Annotated in this window: 19 protein-coding genes, 2 tRNA genes and 1 pseudogene; 18 read left to right on the forward strand and 4 right to left on the reverse strand. The window is 48.3% G+C overall.

Features of this window, described 5'->3' with window-relative positions:
- The gene (gene recJ, locus IKG78_RS19235; protein ID WP_290946910.1) at positions 1-1,713 is read left to right on the forward strand and encodes a single-stranded-DNA-specific exonuclease RecJ; all 1,713 of its coding nucleotides are present in this window, start codon (positions 1-3) and stop codon (positions 1,711-1,713) included.
- 3 nt (positions 1,714-1,716) lie between these two features.
- On the forward strand, positions 1,717-2,238 hold the full coding sequence (locus IKG78_RS19240) for a hypothetical protein (RefSeq protein WP_290946913.1): 522 nt from the start codon (positions 1,717-1,719) through the stop codon (positions 2,236-2,238).
- Positions 2,239-2,390: 152 nt separating this feature from the next.
- On the opposite strand, the gene IKG78_RS19245 is transcribed toward IKG78_RS19240, so the two are convergent.
- Both IKG78_RS19245 and IKG78_RS19250 read right to left on the reverse strand, forming a co-directional pair.
- Positions 2,391-2,819 (reverse strand): hypothetical protein, encoded by a 429-nt coding sequence (locus IKG78_RS19245; protein WP_290946915.1) that lies wholly within the window; start codon positions 2,817-2,819, stop codon positions 2,391-2,393.
- Between the two features lie 41 nt (positions 2,820-2,860).
- A tRNA-Leu gene (locus tag IKG78_RS19250) sits at positions 2,861-2,943 on the reverse strand.
- Between the two features lie 229 nt (positions 2,944-3,172).
- Here IKG78_RS19250 and IKG78_RS19255 point away from each other — a divergent pair.
- Together IKG78_RS19255 and IKG78_RS19260 are read left to right on the forward strand one after the other, a co-directional pair.
- The gene (locus IKG78_RS19255) at positions 3,173-3,733 is read left to right on the forward strand and encodes a prepilin-type N-terminal cleavage/methylation domain-containing protein (RefSeq protein WP_290946917.1); all 561 of its coding nucleotides are present in this window, start codon (positions 3,173-3,175) and stop codon (positions 3,731-3,733) included.
- A gap of 14 nt (positions 3,734-3,747) precedes the next feature.
- Positions 3,748-4,218 carry a type II secretion system protein gene (locus IKG78_RS19260; RefSeq protein ID WP_290946919.1) on the forward strand — a complete coding sequence of 157 codons (471 nt, stop codon included), beginning with the start codon at positions 3,748-3,750 and terminating at the stop codon, positions 4,216-4,218.
- Between the two features lie 106 nt (positions 4,219-4,324).
- On the opposite strand, the gene IKG78_RS19265 is transcribed toward IKG78_RS19260, so the two are convergent.
- The gene (locus IKG78_RS19265) at positions 4,325-5,581 is read right to left on the reverse strand and encodes a hypothetical protein (protein WP_290946921.1); all 1,257 of its coding nucleotides are present in this window, start codon (positions 5,579-5,581) and stop codon (positions 4,325-4,327) included.
- A gap of 34 nt (positions 5,582-5,615) precedes the next feature.
- On the opposite strand from IKG78_RS19265, the gene IKG78_RS19270 reads away from it, so the two are divergent.
- The 4 genes from IKG78_RS19270 (at position 5,616) to IKG78_RS19285 (ending at position 7,948) form a co-directional block, all read left to right on the forward strand.
- Positions 5,616-6,401, forward strand: a complete 786-nt coding sequence (locus IKG78_RS19270; RefSeq protein ID WP_290946923.1) for a hypothetical protein — start codon at positions 5,616-5,618, stop codon at positions 6,399-6,401.
- A 10-nt stretch (positions 6,402-6,411) separates the two neighbouring features.
- Positions 6,412-6,987 (forward strand): hypothetical protein, encoded by a 576-nt coding sequence (locus tag IKG78_RS19275; protein WP_290946925.1) that lies wholly within the window; start codon positions 6,412-6,414, stop codon positions 6,985-6,987.
- A 17-nt stretch (positions 6,988-7,004) separates the two neighbouring features.
- Positions 7,005-7,769, forward strand: coding sequence for a hypothetical protein (locus IKG78_RS19280; protein ID WP_290946927.1), 765 nt, complete (start codon positions 7,005-7,007; stop codon positions 7,767-7,769).
- A gap of 95 nt (positions 7,770-7,864) precedes the next feature.
- Positions 7,865-7,948: transfer RNA gene (locus IKG78_RS19285), tRNA-Leu, on the forward strand.
- A gap of 97 nt (positions 7,949-8,045) precedes the next feature.
- On the opposite strand, the gene IKG78_RS19290 is transcribed toward IKG78_RS19285, so the two are convergent.
- Entirely contained in the window at positions 8,046-8,636 is a 591-nt protein-coding gene (locus IKG78_RS19290; protein ID WP_290946929.1) for a GNAT family protein, read from the reverse strand.
- 219 nt (positions 8,637-8,855) lie between these two features.
- On the opposite strand from IKG78_RS19290, the gene IKG78_RS19295 reads away from it, so the two are divergent.
- The 10 genes and pseudogenes from IKG78_RS19295 to IKG78_RS19335 all read left to right on the forward strand — a co-directional run bounded on the left by IKG78_RS19295 (position 8,856) and on the right by IKG78_RS19335 (position 22,625).
- On the forward strand, positions 8,856-10,931 hold the full coding sequence (locus tag IKG78_RS19295) for a carbohydrate-binding protein (RefSeq protein ID WP_290946931.1): 2,076 nt from the start codon (positions 8,856-8,858) through the stop codon (positions 10,929-10,931).
- Between the two features lie 113 nt (positions 10,932-11,044).
- The gene (locus IKG78_RS19300) at positions 11,045-12,661 is read left to right on the forward strand and encodes a sialate O-acetylesterase (protein ID WP_290946933.1); all 1,617 of its coding nucleotides are present in this window, start codon (positions 11,045-11,047) and stop codon (positions 12,659-12,661) included.
- A gap of 423 nt (positions 12,662-13,084) precedes the next feature.
- Positions 13,085-14,743, forward strand: a complete 1,659-nt coding sequence (locus tag IKG78_RS19305; protein WP_290946936.1) for a sialate O-acetylesterase — start codon at positions 13,085-13,087, stop codon at positions 14,741-14,743.
- Positions 14,744-14,927: 184 nt separating this feature from the next.
- Positions 14,928-15,275, forward strand: a complete 348-nt coding sequence (locus tag IKG78_RS19310; RefSeq protein WP_290946939.1) for a hypothetical protein — start codon at positions 14,928-14,930, stop codon at positions 15,273-15,275.
- Positions 15,276-15,300: 25 nt separating this feature from the next.
- Entirely contained in the window at positions 15,301-15,738 is a 438-nt protein-coding gene (locus IKG78_RS19315; protein WP_290946942.1) for a hypothetical protein, read from the forward strand.
- 607 nt (positions 15,739-16,345) lie between these two features.
- Positions 16,346-16,828, forward strand: a pseudogene (locus tag IKG78_RS20470) (DUF2062 domain-containing protein); the annotation flags it as partial.
- A gap of 99 nt (positions 16,829-16,927) precedes the next feature.
- Positions 16,928-18,172, forward strand: coding sequence for a DUF1015 family protein (locus IKG78_RS19320; RefSeq protein WP_366075914.1), 1,245 nt, complete (start codon positions 16,928-16,930; stop codon positions 18,170-18,172).
- 474 nt (positions 18,173-18,646) lie between these two features.
- Positions 18,647-20,110: a DnaA/Hda family protein gene (locus IKG78_RS19325; RefSeq protein ID WP_290946948.1), complete on the forward strand. Its 1,464-nt coding sequence runs from the start codon at positions 18,647-18,649 to the stop codon at positions 20,108-20,110.
- A 1-nt stretch (position 20,111) separates the two neighbouring features.
- Complete coding sequence (locus IKG78_RS19330; RefSeq protein WP_290946951.1) at positions 20,112-20,981, forward strand: NAD(P)H-binding protein; 870 nt, start codon at positions 20,112-20,114, stop codon at positions 20,979-20,981.
- Between the two features lie 288 nt (positions 20,982-21,269).
- Positions 21,270-22,625 (forward strand): hypothetical protein, encoded by a 1,356-nt coding sequence (locus IKG78_RS19335; protein WP_290946953.1) that lies wholly within the window; start codon positions 21,270-21,272, stop codon positions 22,623-22,625.
- Positions 22,626-22,674 lie beyond the last annotated feature (49 nt).

Consider the following 22,674-nt stretch of genomic DNA (forward strand, 5'->3'; position numbering starts at 1 on the left):
ATGGAAGATCTTGTCGCCTCAACTTTGTCCTCTACGTTAAAGATTCCGCATGCGGTGGCGAGGTTCCTCGTTTCGCGTGGCATTAAGACGGTGGCCGATGCGTACCACATGCTGTGTTCCAGCGAATGCGATGTGCACGACCCGTTCCTCATGATGGGTATGGACAAGGCTGTGGAATGGATTCTCGCGGTCCGCGAACGCGGCGAGCGTGTGTTCATTTTTGGCGATTACGACTTGGACGGTATGACCTCGGTCACACTTTTGACGCGTTGCCTCAAAATGGTGGGCGTCGAATCGGAATGGCGACTGCCAAACCGCTTTGGCGACGGCTACGGGCTTTCTGTGGCTGCCGTGGATGAAATGTACGCTGCTGGCGCCCGTAACTTGATTACCGTGGATACCGGCATTACTGCGAATGTGGAAATCGCATACGCCAAGCAACTGGGCATGGCGGTCATGGTCATGGACCATCACCAACCGTCGGGCGATGGACTGCCCGTGAGCGATGTGCTCTTGGACCCGCACCAGGATGGCGATGATTACCCGAATCCTGAACTTTGCGGTGTCGGTGTTTCGTATAAGTTTATCTGTGCCTTGTTCAGCCGCCTCGGAAAGCCGAACCCCGTGGAATATTTGGACTTGGTCGCTCTCGGGACGCTTGCGGACTTGGTGCAGATGACTCCCGAAAACCGCTACTTTACGCGTTCGGGGTTGGATTGTTTGAAGAATAGCCGCTGGCCTGGTGTGCAAGAAATGTACGCCTCCCTCATGAAACCGCACAGCTGCGTGGGCGGCATCGACGTGATGTACAAGCTCGCTCCGCTCCTGAATGCTCCTGGCCGCATGGAACGCCCGGACCCGGCCCTTAAACTTCTTTTGTGCGAAAATAAGAGCGAGGCTCCGCAGCTTCTGGAAGAACTCAAAAAGTGGAACACGCTCCGCAAGGAAAAAGAAGCCGAAATCACCGGAATGGCGATGGAACAGGTCAAGTCGCTTTACGGCGATACCGTCCCGACGGTCATTGTGGTTGCCGGTGAAAATTGGCATGTGGGCGTGATTGGCATTGTCGCGGCAAAGCTTGCGCAGGAATTCCATAGGCCGTCTGCGGTGCTTTCGATTATCGACGGCATGGCGCATGCGAGTGCCCGTGCTGTTCCCGGATTCAACTGGCATAAGGCTCTCTTTGAAAGCCGCGACCTGTTCGACCGTTGGGGCGGACATGCGAATGCGGCTGGCTTTTCGCTCGAATCTGCAAAAATAGAAGAACTGCGCGGTCGATTGTTGCAGTCTGCAAAAGATCAAGGCTACACGGGCGAAATCATTGACGTGGATGAATCGTACCCCTACGACATCAAAATTGCTCTCCGTGAATTGACTGTAGAAACGCGAGTCCCGAGCGGAAGATTCCCTGTCCGTGAACGTTCGATTCTCGAATTCATCGACTTGCTCGAACCGTTTGGCGGTAATTTCCCGTATCCAGTGTTCCGTGCGGAAGGCGTTACAGTGCATCGGGTGCGTGAACTGCGCGGTGGCCATTTGCAGATGGAAATTTCTCAGGCGGGGAGTGCTGTATATCCGGCTATTGCTTTTGGGCTTCGCAAGAGCAAGGCTTTGCTTGGGCGTTCCCGTCCGGTGACTGTCGTTTTCGAACCCATTTGGAATTACTACAACAACACCAAGACGGTGCAGCTTTGCATCAAGTCCATCGAGTAGGCCATGTTGAAACGTAACGCTCCTATGTTCGCTTTTATGCTCGTCTTTGTGGCGGTGCTATACTTTGTCTATAGCATTCCTCATTACGAACCCATCGTGGAAGTCGAAGAAGAAAAAAAAGAGGATGTTGTTGAGGAATCGTTTAACGGGCGTGTTGAAATGCCTTCCATTGATGAAATTTATGTGATTGAAAATACCGCAGGGCGTGACTTGAATAAAATTGCACTGTTCTTGGAAGGCCGTGCTGCCGGATTGCATTATCTTTCGTCGGAGTATTTCAAAAAATTCAAGGTTCGCCACAAAAGTAACAGAGCTGTAAAATCCGACGATGATGTGTTTCTTGGATTGCATCTCACGCTCGATAGCCTTGGACGCTTTAATAGCCCCAAAATCATGTTCTCGGATTCCGATGACGAGGTCTTCACGGTCAAACTGCTGAAGCATGTCGAATACTTTTGGCGACTGCCTCCTAGCAAGCAGGGCCTGCTTGAAATGTGGATCCCCATCCGCTTCCATGCGAATTAGTAGCTAGTCAATAGTCATTGGTCATTAGTTTTTGGTTCGTAGTCCTTAGTCATTAGTTATTGACAAAAAAGAAGCCCCACTATGTGGGGCATGAAAAAGATTTGTGGAGACGACAATGAACTTTGCCATCGACCACAGTGCTGAGATCGGCTTTACTTGTTTCTCAGAATTTCGACGAGCTGCTTTGCGTTCTTTTCGATGAGGACGAACGCTTCGAACATGCGGGCTTCGCGCCACTTGGTCATGAACTTCGTCTGCCAATCGACGGCGATAGACTGCGGATCCTTCGGACCGTTTTCGTTCTGGTACCAGACTTCTTTCGTGATTTCGCGGATCATGGCGCCCATTTCGGCTGCCGGCTGGAGGGAACCCTTGCAAAGAAGCAGAGCGCGCAAATTGTCGAGCAGAATTTCGTCAGAAGGCTGTTCTGCATCCTCGTGGGCGCATTCCCAAATTTCATCACGATGGCGTTCCGTCCAGTCAATCAAGTGCTTTTTCATCTTTTCGAGCTCGCCCTTGGCCAACTTTTCATCAACCGCTTCACGCGGGTAGTAGATGCTGTTCGGATAGAATTCAATCATGATGTTCCACCTTCACGATGTTGAAGCTTCGTAAAAAACAATGCCCGGGGCGGGACTTGAACCCGCACGGAGTTGCCCCCAAGGGATTTTAAGTCCCCAGTGTCTACCATTCCACCACCTGGGCAGGTTGTGCATGCAGAATATAGCAAATTTTGAGGCTTTTAAATCAAATAAAATGGAAAACCTTTATGGTTTTTATCACATTTTTCTCTAAAAATTATTTTCTGTTTGCAAATATTTACTTTTGGGTTCCATTAATATATATTATGGAGTGGACTAGATGAAAAAAGATTTTAATTGCTAACTTTTGATTTGGCTTAGATTTAGGAGATTTATTGCGTGGAGATTTTGCTATGAAGGTAGGTCAATCTAGAAAGAAAGGCTTTACGCTGGTAGAAGTCTTAGTTGTCGTTGTCATTATGGGCATTTTGTCTTCAATGGGCGTTGTGAGTATTGCCGGTGCTGTCGCTAATGCTCGTGTGAAGGACTATGCTCAAAATACCGCAGCTTTTTTTGAGCGCATTGCCAATGATGCCAATAGAATGTCCAAGCCTCTTTGCATCAAAATAGATCGGGAACGTCGAAATCCGGTTTTTCTTGTATATACAGACGCCGCATGTGAAACGGATCTTTATGACTCTTTAGTGCTTGAAACGCCTGCCAGATATGATTGCGTGAGTGAGTTTGAAGACGATCTTTTTGAATCTTTTTGTCAAAATGAAGGTTCCGATAACAGTGATTGGTCGAATGGGGTCTTTTTTAGACCTCGTATAGGGCTTTCTGCGGCACCAAGCAAGATGTCTTTATGTATCCAGTATGGGGATGATCGTGTTTTCGGTGGAATTGTAAAATGCGCAAATAAAAACATGATTCTTCCTGTGTGGAATTCAGGTGACGCTTGGCTTTCATTATAGAAGGTAATTGATTTATGACGAATGTTTTTAAGAATAAGAAAGGATTTGGTATAGCGGAAATCTTGGTTGCTGCGGCAGTCCTTGGTTTTATGTATATGGCCGTGTTGAACATGCATAGTGGAAATCATGATGCGCTATTGCGTATTCGCGGTCGTGATGGTGCGGTCGATGTTGCACAGCAGGTCATAGATTCTCTCAAGTCTGTGGGACTCGCTTCTATTCCGTCGAAATCTGACGAACCGACGACTTTCGATGTGGATCCTATTGAGCGCTCTTGGGAGCGTAGCACTAGTTGGGGTGGCGGTTCCGCCAAGGTGACTTACACACCGGTGGTTACGGTTGAGCCGACTGCTGATTACACATCGGAATCATCATCGCAGTTCGAGACGATCCAGCGTGTCTATGCAAAACAAGTGAAAGTCAGAGTGTCTTGGAACTTTAAAGGTACCACGCAGTCGATAGAAGTTTCGAGCGTTATTAGATAATAGGTTACAGGTTGTAGGTTATAGGTTGTAGGAATAATGTCACGTGCTTCGCACGTATTTATAGGACGGCTTCGCCGTGATTATAAATCCTAATCCCTAACCCCTATCACCTATCCCCTAAAAGATGCATAATTACCGGCCGGTTCTTGCCGTGTTCTGTCTTGTGGATGGTGAGCTTGCCTGTGCTGTCGTAGCTGAACTGGTCGCCTACGCGTTCTCCGTTTACGTACGTAAGGCTGTCTTTCAATATCCCGCTTTTGTACCAGTTGCGCCAGATGCCATGCCGCTTGGCGTCGCCATCCTGGTTTGATTGCCAGAATCCTTCGCTTGCCATTTTGCCACCCAAGCTGTCCGGGTAAAAACTGCGGCTTTCCATAATTTGTCCGTTGTCCCAAACTTCTTCGTACTTGAGTACGTGCCCTTTCTTGTAGTGCCAGAGCGTTCCGGTAATGAGGTCGTCGTCTGCAATACGGACAAACGTGGATTCTGCACAAACTTTATACGTTGTCTTGTCTCCGTTGCTTGTGCCACAAATGCCAAAGTCCGTTCGCAGGTCGTCTTGCAAAATGGATTTTGCAATGACGTTTCCTTCGCCATCAAAATAAAGCCATGTGGAATCGCGGTGTCCGTCTTTCCAGAATTCTTTCTTTTGTATATCACTGTTTCCGTAAAAGAAAATGCGCTCCCCGTCGAGTTTCCCCAGTAGCCAGTTTTCGCGGAGCTGCAACGTTTTTCCGTTCGGGTAATAGAAATCGCTCAATCCGTTTTTAATACCTTGTTTGCAATTCTGCTCGAATTCCAAGGCTCCGTCCGGTGCGTATTGCTTAAAAACGCCCGCATCTGTTGTGCTAAAACAGGAATTTTCTATAGCAGGTTTTCCATTGCTATGCCATTTTTTCCAGATGCCGATGGAATCGCCTTTGTCGTTGTAGTGTTCTTCGAAGGATTTTACTTTTTCGTCGTGGGTGCTTGCGGTATGGTGAAAGCCTTCCCAGTCGCCTACGGGGTGGTCGTCCTTGTAATAGCGGATGGCCTCGACTTTCTTGTTCTGGTAGTAGCTCGTCCATTTGCCGTCGCGGAGCCCGTCCTTGTACGAGCCTATCATAGCGACATCACCAAAGCCTGTCCAGCGTTTGAATTCTCCGTTGGGCATGTTGTTCTTGTACGGTATTTCGAGTTCCTTGATGCCGTCGTTGTACCATTCGTTGCGTTTGAGGATGGTTCCGTCCGAATAGACCCAGATGGAGGTCTTCTTGACTCCGTTGACGTGCCTTGCGATGATTTGTTCTTCGGCACGTTCGACGGTACAGCCGGCGAAACTGCATAAAAGGGCAAAAAAAGCGAGAGAAATAGAAAACTTCATTGTTCGTAAAGTAGAAAAAAAGTAATTTCTAGGTGTGAATGAACAGGTAAAAAAATCGATTGCACAAACTTTGCAGCAAAGAATACAAACCCCATGGGTTTGGCTTGTCTTTGTTCTCACGATTTGTTTGACGGCCCTGTTTTACGTTTCGCAAAAACCGCAAGTCGCCGTTTATTCGCAGTACGTCAAGTCGCTGAGCGATTACCAGTATGCCGAGGTGAGCTTGATGCGTTCCATGGAGCGGGTGCGGGGCGGCTTCGAGGTGGATTCTTTGTTTGTCATTTCGCAGATGATGACACTTCGCGAGGTGGCGGTTTCGTTCGAAAAGGGCGTTCAGAAATTGGAGCAGGCCGGGTTCTCGTCGCCGCCCAAGGCTGCTGTTTCGCAATTCGAGACGAACGTTGTCGCTAAAGTCGCATGCTTGCGCCGTTATCTTTCAGAGCGTTTGGCGTGGTTTACCGAGCTGGAATACTTCTATATCGCGATGGAATTGAATTCTGCGGAAGTCGATTTACAGCTTATGCGAAAGCTGGATTCCGCAAAAGCGGGGTACGCCGTCAGGCCGGATTCGGTGGATTTGCCTATGCCGCTTGCAAGGAGCGCGGAACTGTTGCTTCAAAAGAATTTGGAACTTCGCAATGCTTGGAATCAGTTCGATAACGACAAGACTCTTAGCGTAAGCGATGAACTGCTCCACTTTTTCCAGATGGAAAACTTGAAAGAAATTTCTTTGTCGGAAAATGTTCCGCTTGTGTTTTACTTTTTGTCGCTGGTGCTTTTGCTAGCCACATTTTTCTTTATATTCAAGTCTAAACAGTAAAGGGTTGAAAATGTCTTTTTTCCGTGTCCGTAAAGTTGCTTTTATTAATTTCGGTCTGCTTTTTATGTTCCTTGCATGCTGGCTGTTCTGGTATATTTACCCAGTCGCAAGGAGTATTACCAAGGAATTTTCTTTTGAATATGGATTTGCCGCTGCCGAGTGGTCGGATCATGTTTTTTACGGCAAAGTGAGTTATGCGGCGATTCCTAGCCTGTTCGGTGGATCGAACATTCCGTTTTTCGACAAGACGTTCTTCCAAATCAACGGGGACACGGGGGCTACGTTTGTTCTTTATGCTGACGATGAAATTCTCGACCGCATGGCGGAGTGGTTCGACTTTTCGGCAGAGAACGCAAGCGAGGTGCCGCTTGAAATTTACGCTGTGAAAGTAGGGGACAAGTATATCGTAAAGTCGATGGCTTCGACAGAGGGTGAACTCAGTTGGGAAGAGTTGTCGGTTGATTATCATTTTTATTGGTGCTTCGTGGGACTCGGCCTAGTCTCTTTGATGTTTATCGGTGGATTGACTCTTGTATTGATTGGCATATTCCATAAGCCGCGCCGGAGAAAATTAGAGGAAGAATGAGGCGGTTTTATTTTGTAATGGCTCTGTTGCTTGCGAATGCGCTTGCGTTTGCGGCTTCGGATTCGCTTTCTGTTCCGGTGGGGACTTCCGGCTTGCAGAGTCCGACGGGAATTTGGTGGCCAGATCATCCATCGCCTTCGACGAAATTGCAGAAAGCGAAGAAGTCGCCCAAAGAAAAAAAATTGCAAAGCGTGCGGGCAGACGTGTGGGCCGATGCAGCATCTTCGCCTGTGGTTGTCTGGTTTCATGGCGGAATGAGCAGTTCAAATTGTGCGAAAGGGCTTGTTGCGGGGGCTGACTTTGCGGAACTTTACCCTGGAAAAATAACGGTGAGCGTTTCTGCTTGTCGCGAGAACCATTGGGTCACGAAGGGGATGATTGACGCTGTTGATGCTGCGCTGGATTCCGTGGCGGCCCGTCGGAAATCGCCTGTGGAAAAGGTTTCGCTGGTAGGCATTTCGGATGGCTCTCTTGGCGTGCTCGTCTATTCGCTCGAAGGCCGTCGGGCGGTGGAAGACCATTTGCTGATGAGTTCTTTTGGAGGTTTCCTGGGAGAGCCGCAGGCTGTTGCGTCGCCAATGAAAATGCATTCGGGACGGTGGCGTTTTTTGCAGGGAGGCAAGGACCGGCTTTACCCGTCGGACAAAACTGTTCCGTGGATAACAGAATTCTGCAAGGCTGTTCAGGTGGACTGCGAACTCCGGTTCGACCCGGAGGGCGAGCATGACTGGTCGTATTGGCGGAACAAACGAATGGACTGGATCAACGACGCGGTGAAATAATTTGGTGGATGAACCCGTAGAGTTGCGTAAATAAACTCCAAATTGCGGCGACCCCTTGACAAAAGCGCGTTTTTTTTCAAAATTTGGTGCACCACGCGGATGTGGTGGAACTGGTAGACACGCTAGATTCAGGTTCTAGTGCTCGCGAGGGCATGAAGGTTCAAGTCCTTTCATCCGCACTGAAAAACCCGGTAGTTCGCTATCGGGTTTTTCGTTTTTTAACATGAATAATTAGCTTGGATAAAATAGGAGAGGTTAAACAAAGGTTCTAGCCAATTAGCAGAAATCTTTGGCTAAAAGAGCAAAACGTATATGGTCTTCGTAGCGACCATGGAGGCGTTCGTACTCGCGGCAAATTCCTTCTTCGCAGAACCCGGCACGGCGGGCGACGGCGGCACTTTTCGGGTTGTGGACTGATGCAGATAGTTCTAGACGATTGATGCCAATCGCAAATGCTTCGCTAGCCATCAAGAGGAGTGCTTCTGTTGCTAGTCCGCGACCGCAAAAACGCTTGCCAAGCCAGTAACTGACGGTTGCAGAACGATTTGCCCATTGCACGTAGCCGAGCATGATGCAGCCAGCCACGACTTCGCCGCTCGGAGTCTTTTCAAAAATTCCCCAGCAAGCCCCGTTTGCCATTTGCGATTGCATTTCCCATGATTCAATCATTGCCGAAACGTATTCGGTCGATTGGCATTCGTCCGGCCATGGCAAATGTTCAGACAAGAAATCCCGCGATTCGTCAATAAGCGTAAACAGAGGTTGCACATCTGGTTTACTAAGCGGACGCAACACAACTCGGTCGCCTGCAATTTCTTCAAGCGGAATTTCGTTCAATTCCATGACGCTATCGATTCTTTCGCTCATTACAACCTCTTGTAGATGTAAACGTAAAAAAATTGTGAAACACTGGGTTATCACTCGTCTCTCGTCTTTCGTCTTTCATCTCTCGTCTTTAACCCCATTACCAAAGTGTCAATGGAAAATTTTTGCGTTTTTGAAAGAATTTCCCATGGCTGTGGTAGATTTAAATTGAACCTTCGTGCGTTTTAGTAGAACTGTGCGAAATAAAATGGGAGATATGAAATGAAGTGTATGGGTGATGTTTTGAAGGTGACCGCTTTCGGTTTGGCTTTTTCTATTCCGGCGTTTGCTTCTACCGTGAATGTAGATGTAACTGAAGAACATCAGGTGATTCGCGGTTTTGGCGGCATGGTGCATAACGAATGGCAGGGCGGTAGCGGCCTTTCCGAAGCCGATGCAAAGCTTGCGTTCGGTACGGGTGACGGTCAGATTGGTTTGAATACGCTCCGCATTCCGGTGTATGCGAACTCCAATTCGTTTAACAAGGAAGTGAACGCTGCAAAGTACGCTAAGAAATATGCGGGCGATGACTTTATCTTATATGCAACGCCTTGGACTTCGCCGTATGCAGGTGCGAACCAGCACATGTCTTCGTCGAACTACCAGAAGTATGTCGATCACCTGAATAACTTCAATGACTACATGAAGAATCAGGGTGTTCCTTTGTATGCAATTTCCATCAGTAACGAACCGGACTGGTGCGGCGAATGGGCTTGCTGGAGCGCCGATGAAATCTACAACTTCACCAAGGGCTATGCCGATAAGATGCGCAAGAACGGCGTCAAGGTGATTTCGACGGAGTCATTCCGCTACGACAAGAATCTTTACAACAAAGTCTTGAACGACGCCAATGCCCTCAAGAACTGGGATATTCTCGGTGCGCACTTCTATGCAAGTGACAGAAGAACCGGGGACAACTTCTTCCAATATTCTTTGGCTGACCAGAAAAAGGTCGAACGCTGGATGACGGAACACTACACCGAAAGCCAGGGCAGTGGCAACTACTGGCGCACGATTACGAATACGGGTGACCAGGCGAACGCCAACAAGCGCGATACCGTGAACGCCATGGACGTGGCTTACGAAATGCATCGCGGGCTTGTCCTCGGAAACTTCAGCCAATATACTTGGTGGTACATCCGTCGCTGCTACGGCCTCATCATGGAAAAGGACTTTGGCAACAAGCTTCAGATTCCGCAGAACGAAATCGGCAAGGTCAGTAAGCGCGGTTACGTGATGAGCCAGTTCGCTCGCTTTATCCGCCCGGGTGCGGTCCGCGTGGGGGCTACGGCAAATCCCGAGAAGGAGGTTTTTGCATCCGCTTACAAGAGCAAGGATGGCGATAGCGTTATCGTGGTGCTCGTGAACCGCGACTATAAGAATAGCAAGACTGTAACCGTGAAGGTGCAAGGCGCCGATGTTCAGACCTTCCACATGTACACCACCAGCGAAGCAAAGAACGCCAAGGATGAAGGCGAAGTCGAGGTCAAGAATGGCTCCGTGACGATTACGATGGATGCTGGTAATGCAATCAACAAGGACTGCATCGTGACGCTCGTGGGCGTTGGTACTCCGGCAGATCCTGTGCCGCGTGAACCGTTTGGTGGCAAGGTCGCTGAAATTCCGGGCAAGGTTGAAGCTGAAAACTTCGACATTCCGGGTACGGGCAAGGCTAACAAATCCTACTACGAAAACGATTCCGAAGACCGTGGCGAAACGAACTACCGCGAAGGCACGGGCGTTGACATTTACAAGAAGGGTACCGGCTACGTCGTAGGCTACAACGAAGAAGGCGAATGGCTCGAATACTCCGTGAACGTGAAGGAAGCTGGCGATTATACCATGTTCGCTTCTGTCGCTACGTCTAATTCGACATCTGGTTTCTCGCTCTCTTTGGATGGCGATGTGCTTGTTGAAAATGTCGCTCTTTCGGGCTCAAGCTTTGACGAATTTACCAAGGTCAAGGCCAACGTGAAGCTCCCGGCGGGTGAACATATCCTCCGCATGACGGTGACGGGTTCCTGGTTCGATATCGACTACTTCAACTTTGCAAAGGGCAAGGACGCCAAGGATCCGGATGACGAAACGAATGCTTTGCGTGGCTCGGCTTTCCGCATGATGACCGGGGTCGAACATTATAGTGTCTTTGATTTGAACGGCATGCTTGTGGGCAAGTTCGAGGCTCGGGATGCGGCTGATGTGGCCCGCCTTACCAAGAATGTGGCTCGCAGGGGTGGCGTTTATTTAGTCAAGTCGCTGCGCGGCGGTAAGGCCTACCGCATCTCGGTCGTCAAATGATTTAAATAATCCTCCTCCTAAATAACCTTTTCGTCATTTTTTTTGCTGATTTAAGCGAACGGGGATGACGAGAAGGTTTCTTAAAATTGTTTGTTTGGTTATGGGATATCACTATGAGTGCGAAAAAACACTTTAGGAAAGCGATGGCTGTCGCAGGCGTTGCTGTCGGCTTTTCCTTGTTTGCTGTTACGGATGCCAATGCCGCTCCGGATCCGAACTTCCATATCTACATTGCTTACGGGCAATCGAACATGGAAGGTAACGCCACGAACTTTACCGACAAGGACAAAAAGGAACATCCCCGCGTCAAGATGTTCGCGACGACGTCTTGCCCCAGGCTGAACCGCCCCACGGTGGGCGAGATGTACCCGGCCGTGCCTCCGATGTTCAAGTGTAATGCCGGCCTTTCTCCGGCTGACTGGTTTGGCCGCCACATGGCAGACTCTTTGCCGGACGTGACTATCGGTATTATCCCGGTGGCGCAAGGCGGTACGAGCATTCGTTTGTTCGATCCGGACGATTACAAGAACTACATCGCCTCTGCTGCCGACTGGCTCCAGAGCGGCGCGAAGGCTTATGGTAATGATGGTAATGCCATGGGCCGAATCATCGAAGTGGCCAAAAAGGCTCAGGAAAAGGGTGTCATCAAGGGCATCATCTTTCACCAGGGTGAAACCGATGGCGGCATGAGCAACTGGGAACAGATTGTCAAGAAAACCTACGAGTACATGCTCAAGCAGCTGAACCTCAAAGCCGAAGAAACTCCGTTTGTCGCCGGTGAAATGGTCGATGGAGGTTCTTGCGCTGGTTTCAACTCTCGTGTGAATAACCTTTCCAAGTACATCGTGAACTTTGGCGTGGCCAGTTCCAAGGGTTACGGCAGCAAGGGTGATGGACTCCACTTTACCGTGGAAGGCTACCGTGGCATGGGACTCCGCTATGCGCAGCAGATGCTCAAGCTCATCAATGTAGCGCCGGTGGATCCTGTTCCGCAAGAGCCGTTCAAAGGCAAGGCTATTGAAATTCCGGGCAAGATTGAAGTCGAGGATTTCGACAAGCCAGGTATTGGCAAGAACGATGATGGCACGAGTAATGCCTCGTTTAGCGACGAAGATTCCGAAAACCACGGCGATAGCGATTACCGCAAGGACACGGGCGTGGACCTGTACAAGACCGCAGATGGTGTTGCTCTGGGCTACACGCAGGTTGGCGAATGGCTCGAATATACTGTTGAAGTCATAGCTGATGGCGAATACAGCGTCGAGGCTAGTGTCGCCGCAGGCAATTCAACTTCCGCATTCAAGCTTTACATCGACGAAAAAGCCATAACGGATGAAGTTTCCGTGCCGCAGACCGCCGACAACAAGTGGGATACGTACAAGACGATAGATATCAAGGATAAGGTCGCCTTAAAGGCTGGCAAGCATGTGCTCAAGCTCGAAATTACCGCCAATTACGCGAACATCGACTGGATCCAGTTCAGCCGACTGGGCGAGGTACTGCCCTATGAAAGTATTGCAAAAGTCCGTTTTGACGCTACCGAAACAGAAAGCAACTTTAGCGTGTATAACATGCAGGGTAAAAAGCTCGGAACTTTCACCGCCAAGGGAATGGCCGCTGCGATGAACCTCGTCAAGTCCGACGCAAAACTCCGCAAGCACTCGCAGGGCGTGTTTTTCATCCGTAAAAACGGCGAATCGCACATCAAGAAGGTGGTCGTCCATGAATAAAAGAGAATTGACTATCGTAAAGCAAATTGCGTTCTTTAGCATTGTGGCGGTCGTGCTAGGCCTCGTTTACGGGTAGGCTGTTTTAGATTTGTCACCCCGGCATGACAATCCTCTCTGCTTACATGGTGCTTCTCACATTTGTCACCCCGGATTTAGGTTGGTGAGCTTGCCGAACCATTCCGGGGTCGGCTTTTTTTAATGTATGGCCACACGGATTCGATTTTACTAACGTAAAATCTGTCTAAGACAAAAACGTTAGCTTTTTTCGATAATGCGTAAGGCAATTTTTTTGCGTTTTTGGCGCGAAATGGGGGAGTTTGGCTATCGTAAAGGAGTACAACGCTAAATGGAAATTTTTTAGCGAATTTGAAAAATTAAGGGTAATTTTAAGCATGTAAAAACAATTGGATTGAGGGCTTTTCTATGAGTGTGGAAAAAAATCTCAAAAAATTAATGGTTGCCGCAGGCGTTGCTGCTGTTTTTTCCCTGTTTGCGGTTTCGGGTGCGAGTGCTGCCCCCAACCCCAATTTCCATATCTATATTGCCTATGGCCAAAGCAACATGTCAGGTAACGGCGATATCGTGCCTGCAGAGGACCAGGCTACGGATCCTAAGAATTTCATCATGCTGGCGTCGCACACGGCTAATGCGAGCCAGCGTAGCGGTCGCACCACCCAGTCCATCAAGACGGGCGAATGGTATCCGGCGATTCCCCCGATGTTCCATCCTACCGAGAACCTCTCCCCGGCGGACTATTTCGGTCGTGCGATGGTCGATTCGTTGCCGGGTGTCACCGTGGGCATTATACCTGTAGCGATAGGTGCTGTAGCCATCAAGGCTTTCGACAAGGATCAGTACAAAGCTTATTTTAATTCTGCTGAAAGTTATATCAAGAACTGGGCGAAGGACTACGATTCCAATCCCTATCAGAGAATTGTAGATTTGGGCAAGAAGGCCAAGGAAGTGGGCGTCATCAAAGGCTTTATTTTCCATCAAGGCGAAACCGATGGTTCTGGATCAGATTGGCAGAATAATGTCTATAAGACCTACAAGGACTTTATAACGGCTCTTGAATTGGACGAAAACGAAGTGGCGTTTGTGGCGGGCGAATTGCTCCAAGAAGGCAACAACTGCTGCGGTAGCAAGAATGCCGGTATTGCCCAGCTTAAAAACAAGTTCAAGAAGTTTGGTTTGGCCTCTTCCAAGGGCTTGCAGGGCAATGGCAGGGACCCTTACCACTTTGGCCGTGCCGGCGTGATTGAACTAGGCAAACGTTACTGCTCCGAAATGCTCAAGCTTATCGATAAGACGATTGACCCGAACGCCCCGGCTGTGAACTTGGTGGATCCTACCAAATCGACGGTTCCCGATGAACCTCCCGAGGAATACGGTCCCTATGGCGATGCTCCCGCAATTATTCCTGGCACTATTGAAGCCGAAAACTATAACAAGGGCGGTGCAAACAAGGCCTATATGGACTTGAGTGAAGGCAACGAAGGGAACAAGTTCCGCAAGGATGACGTGGATATTTATCAGCCGAACATGGGTATTGCTGTTGGCCACTGCCAAAAGACGGAATGGCTCAAATATTCCGTGAAGGTGGAAGCCGATGGCGATTACGAAATTTCTGCCAAAGTGGCTGGCGATAACGGAACGGGTAGCTTTGTGCTCTATATGGACAGTGTGCGTATCGGCGATGAAATAAAGAACGAAGGAAAGGGTAATGATGTGTATTCCGTCGTGAGCGGCGGCAAGGCGACTTTGAAAAAAGGCGAACACGAATTGAAGCTCGAAATCACGAACGACTGGATTGATATCGACTACATCGAATTCAAGGCGGCAAAAGATACGGTTTCTGACGGGATTGCTAACATCCGCATTGGCACGATCGAAGCCGAAAGCAACTTTAGCGTCTATAACATATACGGTCAAAAACTCGGCTCGTTTACCGCCAAGGGCATGGCCGATGCCATGAATTCCGTGAAGACCGATGCAAAGCTCCGCAAACAGTCCCAGGGCGTGTTCTTCATCCGCAAGGATGGCGAAAAACTCCATACGAAAAAGGTGGTTGTCCATGAATAATCGAGAAAAGGCTATTGTAAAACAAATCGCGTTCTTCTTTATTGTTGCTGTAACCCTCGGCCTCGTGTATGGGTAGTGGATTCTAGCGAATTGAATTTACTGCATTATTTTGCCCGACTCAATTAAATTTGATCGGGCTTTTTTTATTTCTTTCATATAATTTGTATATTACGTTAAAATGAGAATGTTTCGCAGTTTATTGATTGTTTTCTTACTAGCCTCTTCTTTGTGGGCGAAAACCGAGTATTTTATTTTGCCTGTGCAATTGCAGGGAGTCCATGAAGATTATGCCGAAAGAATAATTTCATTGGTCAAGGAATATGCTGCTATAGATGGCTATGCCATTGTCTCCAATGAAAAAGATTGCGATTACTTGTTGCAGATAAAATTGCTTCGCGAAGAAATCGGTGTTGCCGTTATTTTTGAAAAGAAAAAAAAGAACGATAAAGTTGTATGGTCTTATGGACACATAGCCTATACGCCGAATGATTTTATTCCTATCGTGAGCTATGTCTCGCGTGAAATAAAGTGATGATTATAATAGGAACTTTGGGCGTATGAATCGAATTCTTGTTTTGCTTGCTCTGTCTTTGCCGCTTGTGGGGTGCATGGGCATGATGGTGCGTGTCTCTGACGGCAGGGCTGATTATTCTATTTATAAGAATGGTTCTTTAGCTTGCACGCGAAGCGATAGCTGCGAGGTCTATGTTTCTGGTGGTGATGCTATGTATTTGGATGCTCGCCGAAATAATGTTGTCTATGGCGGTATGGCCGTTTATAGACAGTGCAATTCTTATGAAGGGGCTTCTGGGCCTTCGTTCGTTTCTCCGACAGAAGGTGTTTTAGCTTCTTCTGTTTTGAGCGTGTTTTCTTTGACGTCTTGGGCGGCAACTGCTGGCGATTGCCGAGGCTATTTCCCTCTCGAAGTAGAAATTCCTATCGGTCCGAGAGATTCATTACAAGCGAACTATCCGTGGGAAAAACCTATAAAGTAACACAAATTTTCTAATCCGCTAATTACAAGACTTTACTGGATCCCTCGTCGCTTCGCTTCTCGGGATGACGCTTTCTTTCTACTTGCACTTTCACTTCGTTCAAGTGCCAATAGTGTGCAAGGTTATGACGCAGCAGAATACTTGTATTTTGATATGTCATAATCGCAGCCACGAACGCCAACGGCGTTCAATGCTGGCCTCGGTCATGTCCATACAAAAGCGTACAAAGCGAATGCCGCAAAAAATGCTTGCATTTTTTCCTCATAGAGGATAACTCAACTAGAGAACAGATGTTCTAAGTTTCGTATATATGGCTGAGCTGAAGTTGCGGACGCGAAGCGTCAACTATGGCCGCGACGCTCGACCTACGCATTTGCACTTCGTGCAACCCCTTCGGCTCGGATATACGAAAATAAATTTTCATGCATCACTCGCCTTACTGGGGTTTGTCCTACCGCCTACTTCTAACTTCCTACCGCCTACTTCCTACTTCCTACTGCCTACTGCTCTTGTGTGCTACATCATATCTTTTTTCAGGATTCCTTAAAAGACTTGATTTTAAGGGGTGAAAATTTCTATCTTTGGCTCGGTTAAATCATGAGGTGATATGGTAAAATCAACACGGTCCGAATCAAAGTACAAGCGTTTGAGCCGTATTTATTACAATCGAATGTTCCCGCGTCGTCAGGATGCCGTGCAGGTGGCATGGTCTGTTGCGGCGGGTGTTTTTATCGGTATTTGGCCTACAATTGGCGTTGCTATTATCTTGACGGTTGCGTTCTGTGCGCTTTTCAGGCTGCCGAAGGTTCCGGGAATCGTTTCGTCTTTTGTAGCCAATCCGTTGACCCAGTTCGGCTTTTTCTACCCGACGGGTTATATGCTCGGCTGCAAAATCGTTCATCCGGAAGCGATTAAGTTTGATTTTCTCGAAGAATTTCAGGGGCTTTCTTTCAAAAATTTTACATCGGTGATTTCTCATTTGTGGAATGATGCCGCAGACCACCTGTTGGCGTTCATGATTGGCATCACAATTGTCGCGGCCATCGGCGGAGCCATCTTCTTTTTTCTAGCTTATTTCATCGTAAGTTACAGAAAGAAAAAATGGATTGAGGCAAAGACGGGTTATATCCATAACTTGATTGCCGAAGATGAAGTTTTAATCAAAGAAGCTCACAAAGGAAAGAAACCTATGATGCACATTTTCCCGTTCAAGGCTTTGCGTCCGGTGAACCCGGCTGAAGCCGAGACTATCTCTGCGCTCCCTTACGACGTGATGAACCGCGCCGAAGCCAAGGCCATGGCCGAGGGCTTGCCGCATTCTTATTTGCGCGTGACCCGTGCCGAACTCGAACTTCCGGATTCCGTCGATGCTTATGATCCGAAGGTCTATGCCCACGCTCGCGAGAACTTGGACAAGATGATTGAAGATGGCGTGATTGCTTTCGACAAGAAGCCTTGCCTCTACGTCTATCGCCAGACGATGAACGGTCGCGAACAGTATGGCCTTGTGTGCTGCGTTCCGGCTGCAGATTACTTCAACGGCATTATCAAGAAGCACGAACTGACACGTGCGGACAAGGAAGAAGACCGTCTGCGTCATGTGCTCGCCACTAACGCCAACACCGGTCCGGTGTTCCTTACGTATCGCGACAACGGCCAGTTCGATATCTTCGGGGCCGTGACCAAGCGCAAGCCTGTTTATGACTTCGTGAGCAAGGGCGACGGCTTTGGCCACACGGTTTGGGTCATTGATGACGATGCCGAAATCGAAGCTATCCGCAAGTCTTTTGAATCTGTGCCGGTGAGCTACATCGCCGATGGTCACCACCGCAGTGCCGCCGGTGCCCGTGCCGCTAGCTACCGTGCCGAACAGAACCCGAACAACACGGGTAACGAAGAATACAACCGTTACCTCGCGATTCTCTTCCCGAGCACCCAGCTCAAGATTCTCGACTACAACCGCGTATTGAAGGACTTGAACGGCCGCACGCCGGAACAGCTCATGGAAGAATTGAAGAAGGTGTTCGATATCGCTGAACTCGATTCTATGCAGAGCCCCTCTAAGCAGAATCAGGTGAACTTCTACATGGGTGGCAAGTGGTACGCTTGCACGTTCAAGGACAAGTACCTCAAGAACTTGGGCCCGGTCGATAGCCTTGACGTGGCTCTCCTCCAGAAACTCGTGCTGGGTCCGCTTTTCGATATCGATGATCCGCGTACCTCGAAGCGCATCGACTTTGTCGGTGGCATCCGTGGCCTCGGCGAACTCGTGAAGCGCGTCGATAGCGGTGAATGCGCCTGCGCATTTGCGATGTATCCGACCACGCTTGACCAGCTGATGAGCATTGCGGACGCCGGCGCCATCATGCCGCCGAAGAGCACTTGGTTCGAACCGAAGCTCCGTGACGGTCTCTTGGTCCACACGCTCGACTAGTGATTGTCGCTGCTGTGTAGCGCATAAGCGAAATTTTAAGACGCACTCGACTAAAAATCGGGTGCGTTTTTGTTTTGTTTAAAAGCATTTTTATCATAAATCATTTGCGTGTAACTTGGTGAAAATCAATAAGTTACATTTTTCTGAAAATAAAAAAGTGCCGTTTTTTAATCAAAATAGCCATTTTTGTGATAATTTGTATGCTTTATGTAAGAAAATTCTTGTCAAGGGATAGTTGAAAAAATTCCTGTTGATAAGTTGTGCTAATACATAGTGATAATAGTGTTGTTCGTACGTTTGTAAGAATGGTGTAAATTGGAAAAATTTGGATAAAAAGTGTTTTAAAAAAAAATTTGGCTTTTTTGAAGCAAAAAAGGGCATTTAAAATTTTTTTCGTTTGAGGCGCTTGTTCTTCGGCTTTCCTTTCTTATTTTTTGCTTGCCTCTTTTATACTACTGGTTGGTTTTTTAGATCGTGGAAAATACTGTTTCTTTGTTGGATATTGCAGAGTCGCCTTGGCAACAGGTGCTTGATCGCGTGCGTTCGGAATGCAAGGATTTTTTTGGTGCCGTGATTCTCGACGCTCTTGGTTATGAGGGATTTTGCAATGGCTATGCTTTGCTCACTGTTCCTGATGAACTTCGCGAAAACTGGGTGAATTCCCACTATGGCGATTTGTTGCGCAAATCCTTTACAACTGTATTTGGTAGCGAGTTTGTTGATTATCGCATTCGTCAGATTGCACCTTCGGATCCGATTCCGGAAATCAAGCTCACGAAGCCTGTTATTCCGCGAGTGACAGAAGGCCCGAAGGTGGTCAAGCGTCCGAAACAGCCTTTAGCACTTTATGCCCGCTACACTTTTGAAAACTTTGTTGAAGGGGAGTGCAATTCTACGGCGTTCCGTGCATGTCAGGCGGTCGCTGAAAATCCAGGCGATCCTTCTTTGAATCCGCTGTTCGTTTATGGTGAAACGGGACTTGGCAAGACTCATTTGTTGCAGTCTATCGCTGCGAAAATCCAGAAGAACCGTCCGGAAGCTTCCATTGTCTATTGCCATGCTTACGACTTTTTGCGTGACGCGACTGCGATGGCTTCGGCTTTGCATAACAAGACGGGCAATGTGCGCGAACTTGCAGAGAAGTTCCGTGAACGCTATGAACTTTGCGATGTGCTTTTGCTCGATGATGTGCAGCTTTTGGAAAAGGGTCTCTGGACGCAGGAACGCCTTGCTATTTTGATTAGGCATTTGCGTGCTGAGGGCAAGCAGGTCGTGATTTCTTGCGACCGCCATCCGTCCAAGTTCAAGGTTGTCGATACGGATAACGATGCCCGCAGCGCTTCGAGGTCTTCGATTCCGAGTATTTCCAAGAAGCTCCTCACGCCGCTGGAATGTTGCGTTGCCGTGGGCCTTGACGAACCGGATTTGGCAACCCGCATGCACTTGATTAGCAAAAAGTCCGAAGATTTGCCGTTTGCCAAAGCGGACCGCGAAGAAATTTGCCGTTACCTCTCGATGCCGCCGCGCAAGAACGTGCGACTCATTGAAGGGCTTCTGAACTTCCTTGGCGCCATGAACATGTTCTGCAAGGCGGATTTGAACTTGAGTAGCGTGAAGCGTCTTGTCGCTCCGTCGGAACATGGTGGCCATGTGGAATTGACGGCGAAGAACATTACCGAAGCGGTTGCGTTGGAATACCATGTCGAAGTTTGCGAACTTTCGTCCAAGCGTCAGTCTGCTGCGATTTCGATGCCCCGCAAGGTGGCAATGTTCCTATGCCGCGAACTCACGACGGATTCGCTACAAAATATTGGTGCGATGTTCTGCAGGGACTATGCCACTGTAATCGCCGCCATAAATTCCCTGAAAAAGCAGATGGAAACGGATGCGTCCCTTGCAAGGCGCGTTCAGGATATCCGTTATATGCTGGAAGCCTAGCATGATCGCTCTTTTGACGGGTGGCGCCGGCGTCGTAGGGAAGGCGTTGTGTCGGGAACTCATAGCACGCGGAGTGTGTGTCCGCGTCTTGACGCTTCCGAGCGATTCTCTGGCAAAATCCTTGCCGGCTGAGGTTGATGTCCGTTATGGCGATGTGACCGATTTTGAATCTATTCGAAGTGCGTTTGATGGGGTCGATGTCGTCTATCATTTGGCGGCAATTCTTTTATCGACCAAGCGCGGTGCGTTTGAACAGGTGAATACCGGAGGGACGCGGAATGTCTTGGAAGCCTGCAAACTTGCGAATGTCCGCCGGTTCCTTTACGTATCGAGTATTTCTGTGACCTACCCGGTGCTCACGCCTTATGGCGAAAGCAAAAAGAAAGGGGAGGTGCTTGTGCATGCGTCCGGACTCGACTGGACGATTGTGCGTCCGACGCTTGTGATTGGCGATGGGGGCGGGGTCGAGTTCAACATGTTCCGCGATTACGTAAAGCGTTTCCCGGTCTATTTTATGCCGGGAGGCGGCAAATGCTTAAAACGTCCGGTCCGCAGTGTCGATTTGGTCAAGGGTATTGCCGTTGCCGGGCTAGAATCGAAAGCTGTAGGAAAAACCTACGCCCTCGCGGGGTCAACGGTGATGACGATGGCGGAGATGGCCGCGCATGTTTTGAAAAACGCTGGGATGCGTCACTTGATGATTCCGCTGCCATGGTGGATTTCTCGAAAGCTGGCTGTTTTGAAGAATTGGATTGGCGGGGAGCGTGTTTCTGCCGAACAAGCGTTGGCTGGCTTTTTGTACGATGCCGCGCCGTCCATCGAAGAAGCCGAAAAAGACCTAGATTACCATCCCGGCTGCCCGTTTTTTTAGACGAAAGAACGGCTCTTCGAGCCTATAGACGATAGACGAAAGAGGGGGAACCGTCATTCCCGCGAAGGCGGGAATCTAATGCTTTAAGATCCTCACCTCCGTGAGGATGACACGCCTCCAGGATGACAAATTCCTAACCACCAACCACTAATCACTAACCACTGTCTACTTCCTACTTCCTACTAATCAATCGTCTAAATTGTATAGTATAAAAGAAATTTCGTATCATATCCGTAATTTTTAACAGATTCTTATCTCATTCCTTATAAATAATTTATATTGTAATGCATGAATAAGAAAAAAATTTTAGCTCTTTTAGTTTCCTCCGCATTCCTCTTTGCGGCTTGCGGCGATGATGACAGCCCGTCATCTCCTAAGAATGAAAAAGAAATTTCGTCTTCTTCTGAGGATGATTGCGATTCCGATGAGTGCGATGAAGGAAAATCCTCTTCTTCAAAGAAGAGCGGTTCTAAGTCCTCGTCTTCCAAAGCGAACGATAAAAAGTCTTCCGATTCTAAAGATTCCAAGTCATCTTCCTCGGTTAAGAATTCTGATAAATCGTCTTCGAGTGCCGCGAAGGATGAAAAATCTTCGTCTTCTGTCGCCAAGGACGAGCCTAAATCATCTTCTGCCAAGGACGAGCCGCAGTCTTCTTCTTCGTTTGTCGCTCCGAGCGGTGAACATGTGGCCTTCATCGAAGAATTGGAGAAGAATATGGAGCTGAAGTTGTTCGGCCATACGGTTTATCTCTCTACCGGTAGCAAGCAAGGCTTTTTCGCGCTCCGCATACCCGATGAACTTTGGGTTGTAACGTATTCCAATTTTGAAAATGGCGAAGTTGTGTTTAAAGAGGGTGCCGTTGGCATGGAATACGCCGATACTGATGCTGCAAAGCAAATTAAGGAAAAAACGAAGGACGGCATCACGATTTCCTTTAAGGTCGATAAGGATGGCGTGCTCAAGTATGCCGTCAATGGCGCGAAGGAATATAACGAAGCCGTAAAGGCTAACGTCGCGGTTCAGAAGGGCAAGGTCTCCAAGGCCGAAACGATTATGAATAAAGTTTATACTTGCTCGGATGGCGATACGACAAGGACGTTTACTTTCTTCGATAATTCCTACATCTTAGAAAATATTGCAAAAGAAAAAACCGTGAGTTGGATTGCTGGCCACTACGATATCCAGCGTAGCACGTTGCTGATGCGGCCTGCTTATTACGACAAGCAGATTTATACGATGTACAGCTATACGGTAGGTGAAGACAAAACGATTGTGGCATCTAACGGAAAGTCGATGAATTGCGCTGTAAAAGACAACGCTGTGACATACGTAAAGAAATCGGATGTGGTGAACGAATGGCAAGCGACCGATAATGGTGTTGAATGGATGCTCACTATAAAGTCCAGCGGTGAATTTGAAATAGAAGCATACGAAAATAGAAAGAACATCGAAGTCAAGACGGGCCTTTGGGAAATCTATGGAAACCAGCTCATGATGCGCAATAAGAGCTGCTTGAATCCTGATAAATGCTCGACAAGTGTTCATGGAGCCGTTACAATAACGTCGGACGGTATGGAATACAAGCATCTTAATTCGGATACGCCGAAGATGCCGCAGAAGTGGACTGTGCCGGAATACGAATAAGGCTTTATACATCTTTATGGACTCTTTTATAACAAGTGTACCGCTCGAA

The organism is Fibrobacter sp., assembly GCF_017545445.1.
Classification (GTDB): Bacteria; Fibrobacterota; Fibrobacteria; order Fibrobacterales; family Fibrobacteraceae; genus Fibrobacter.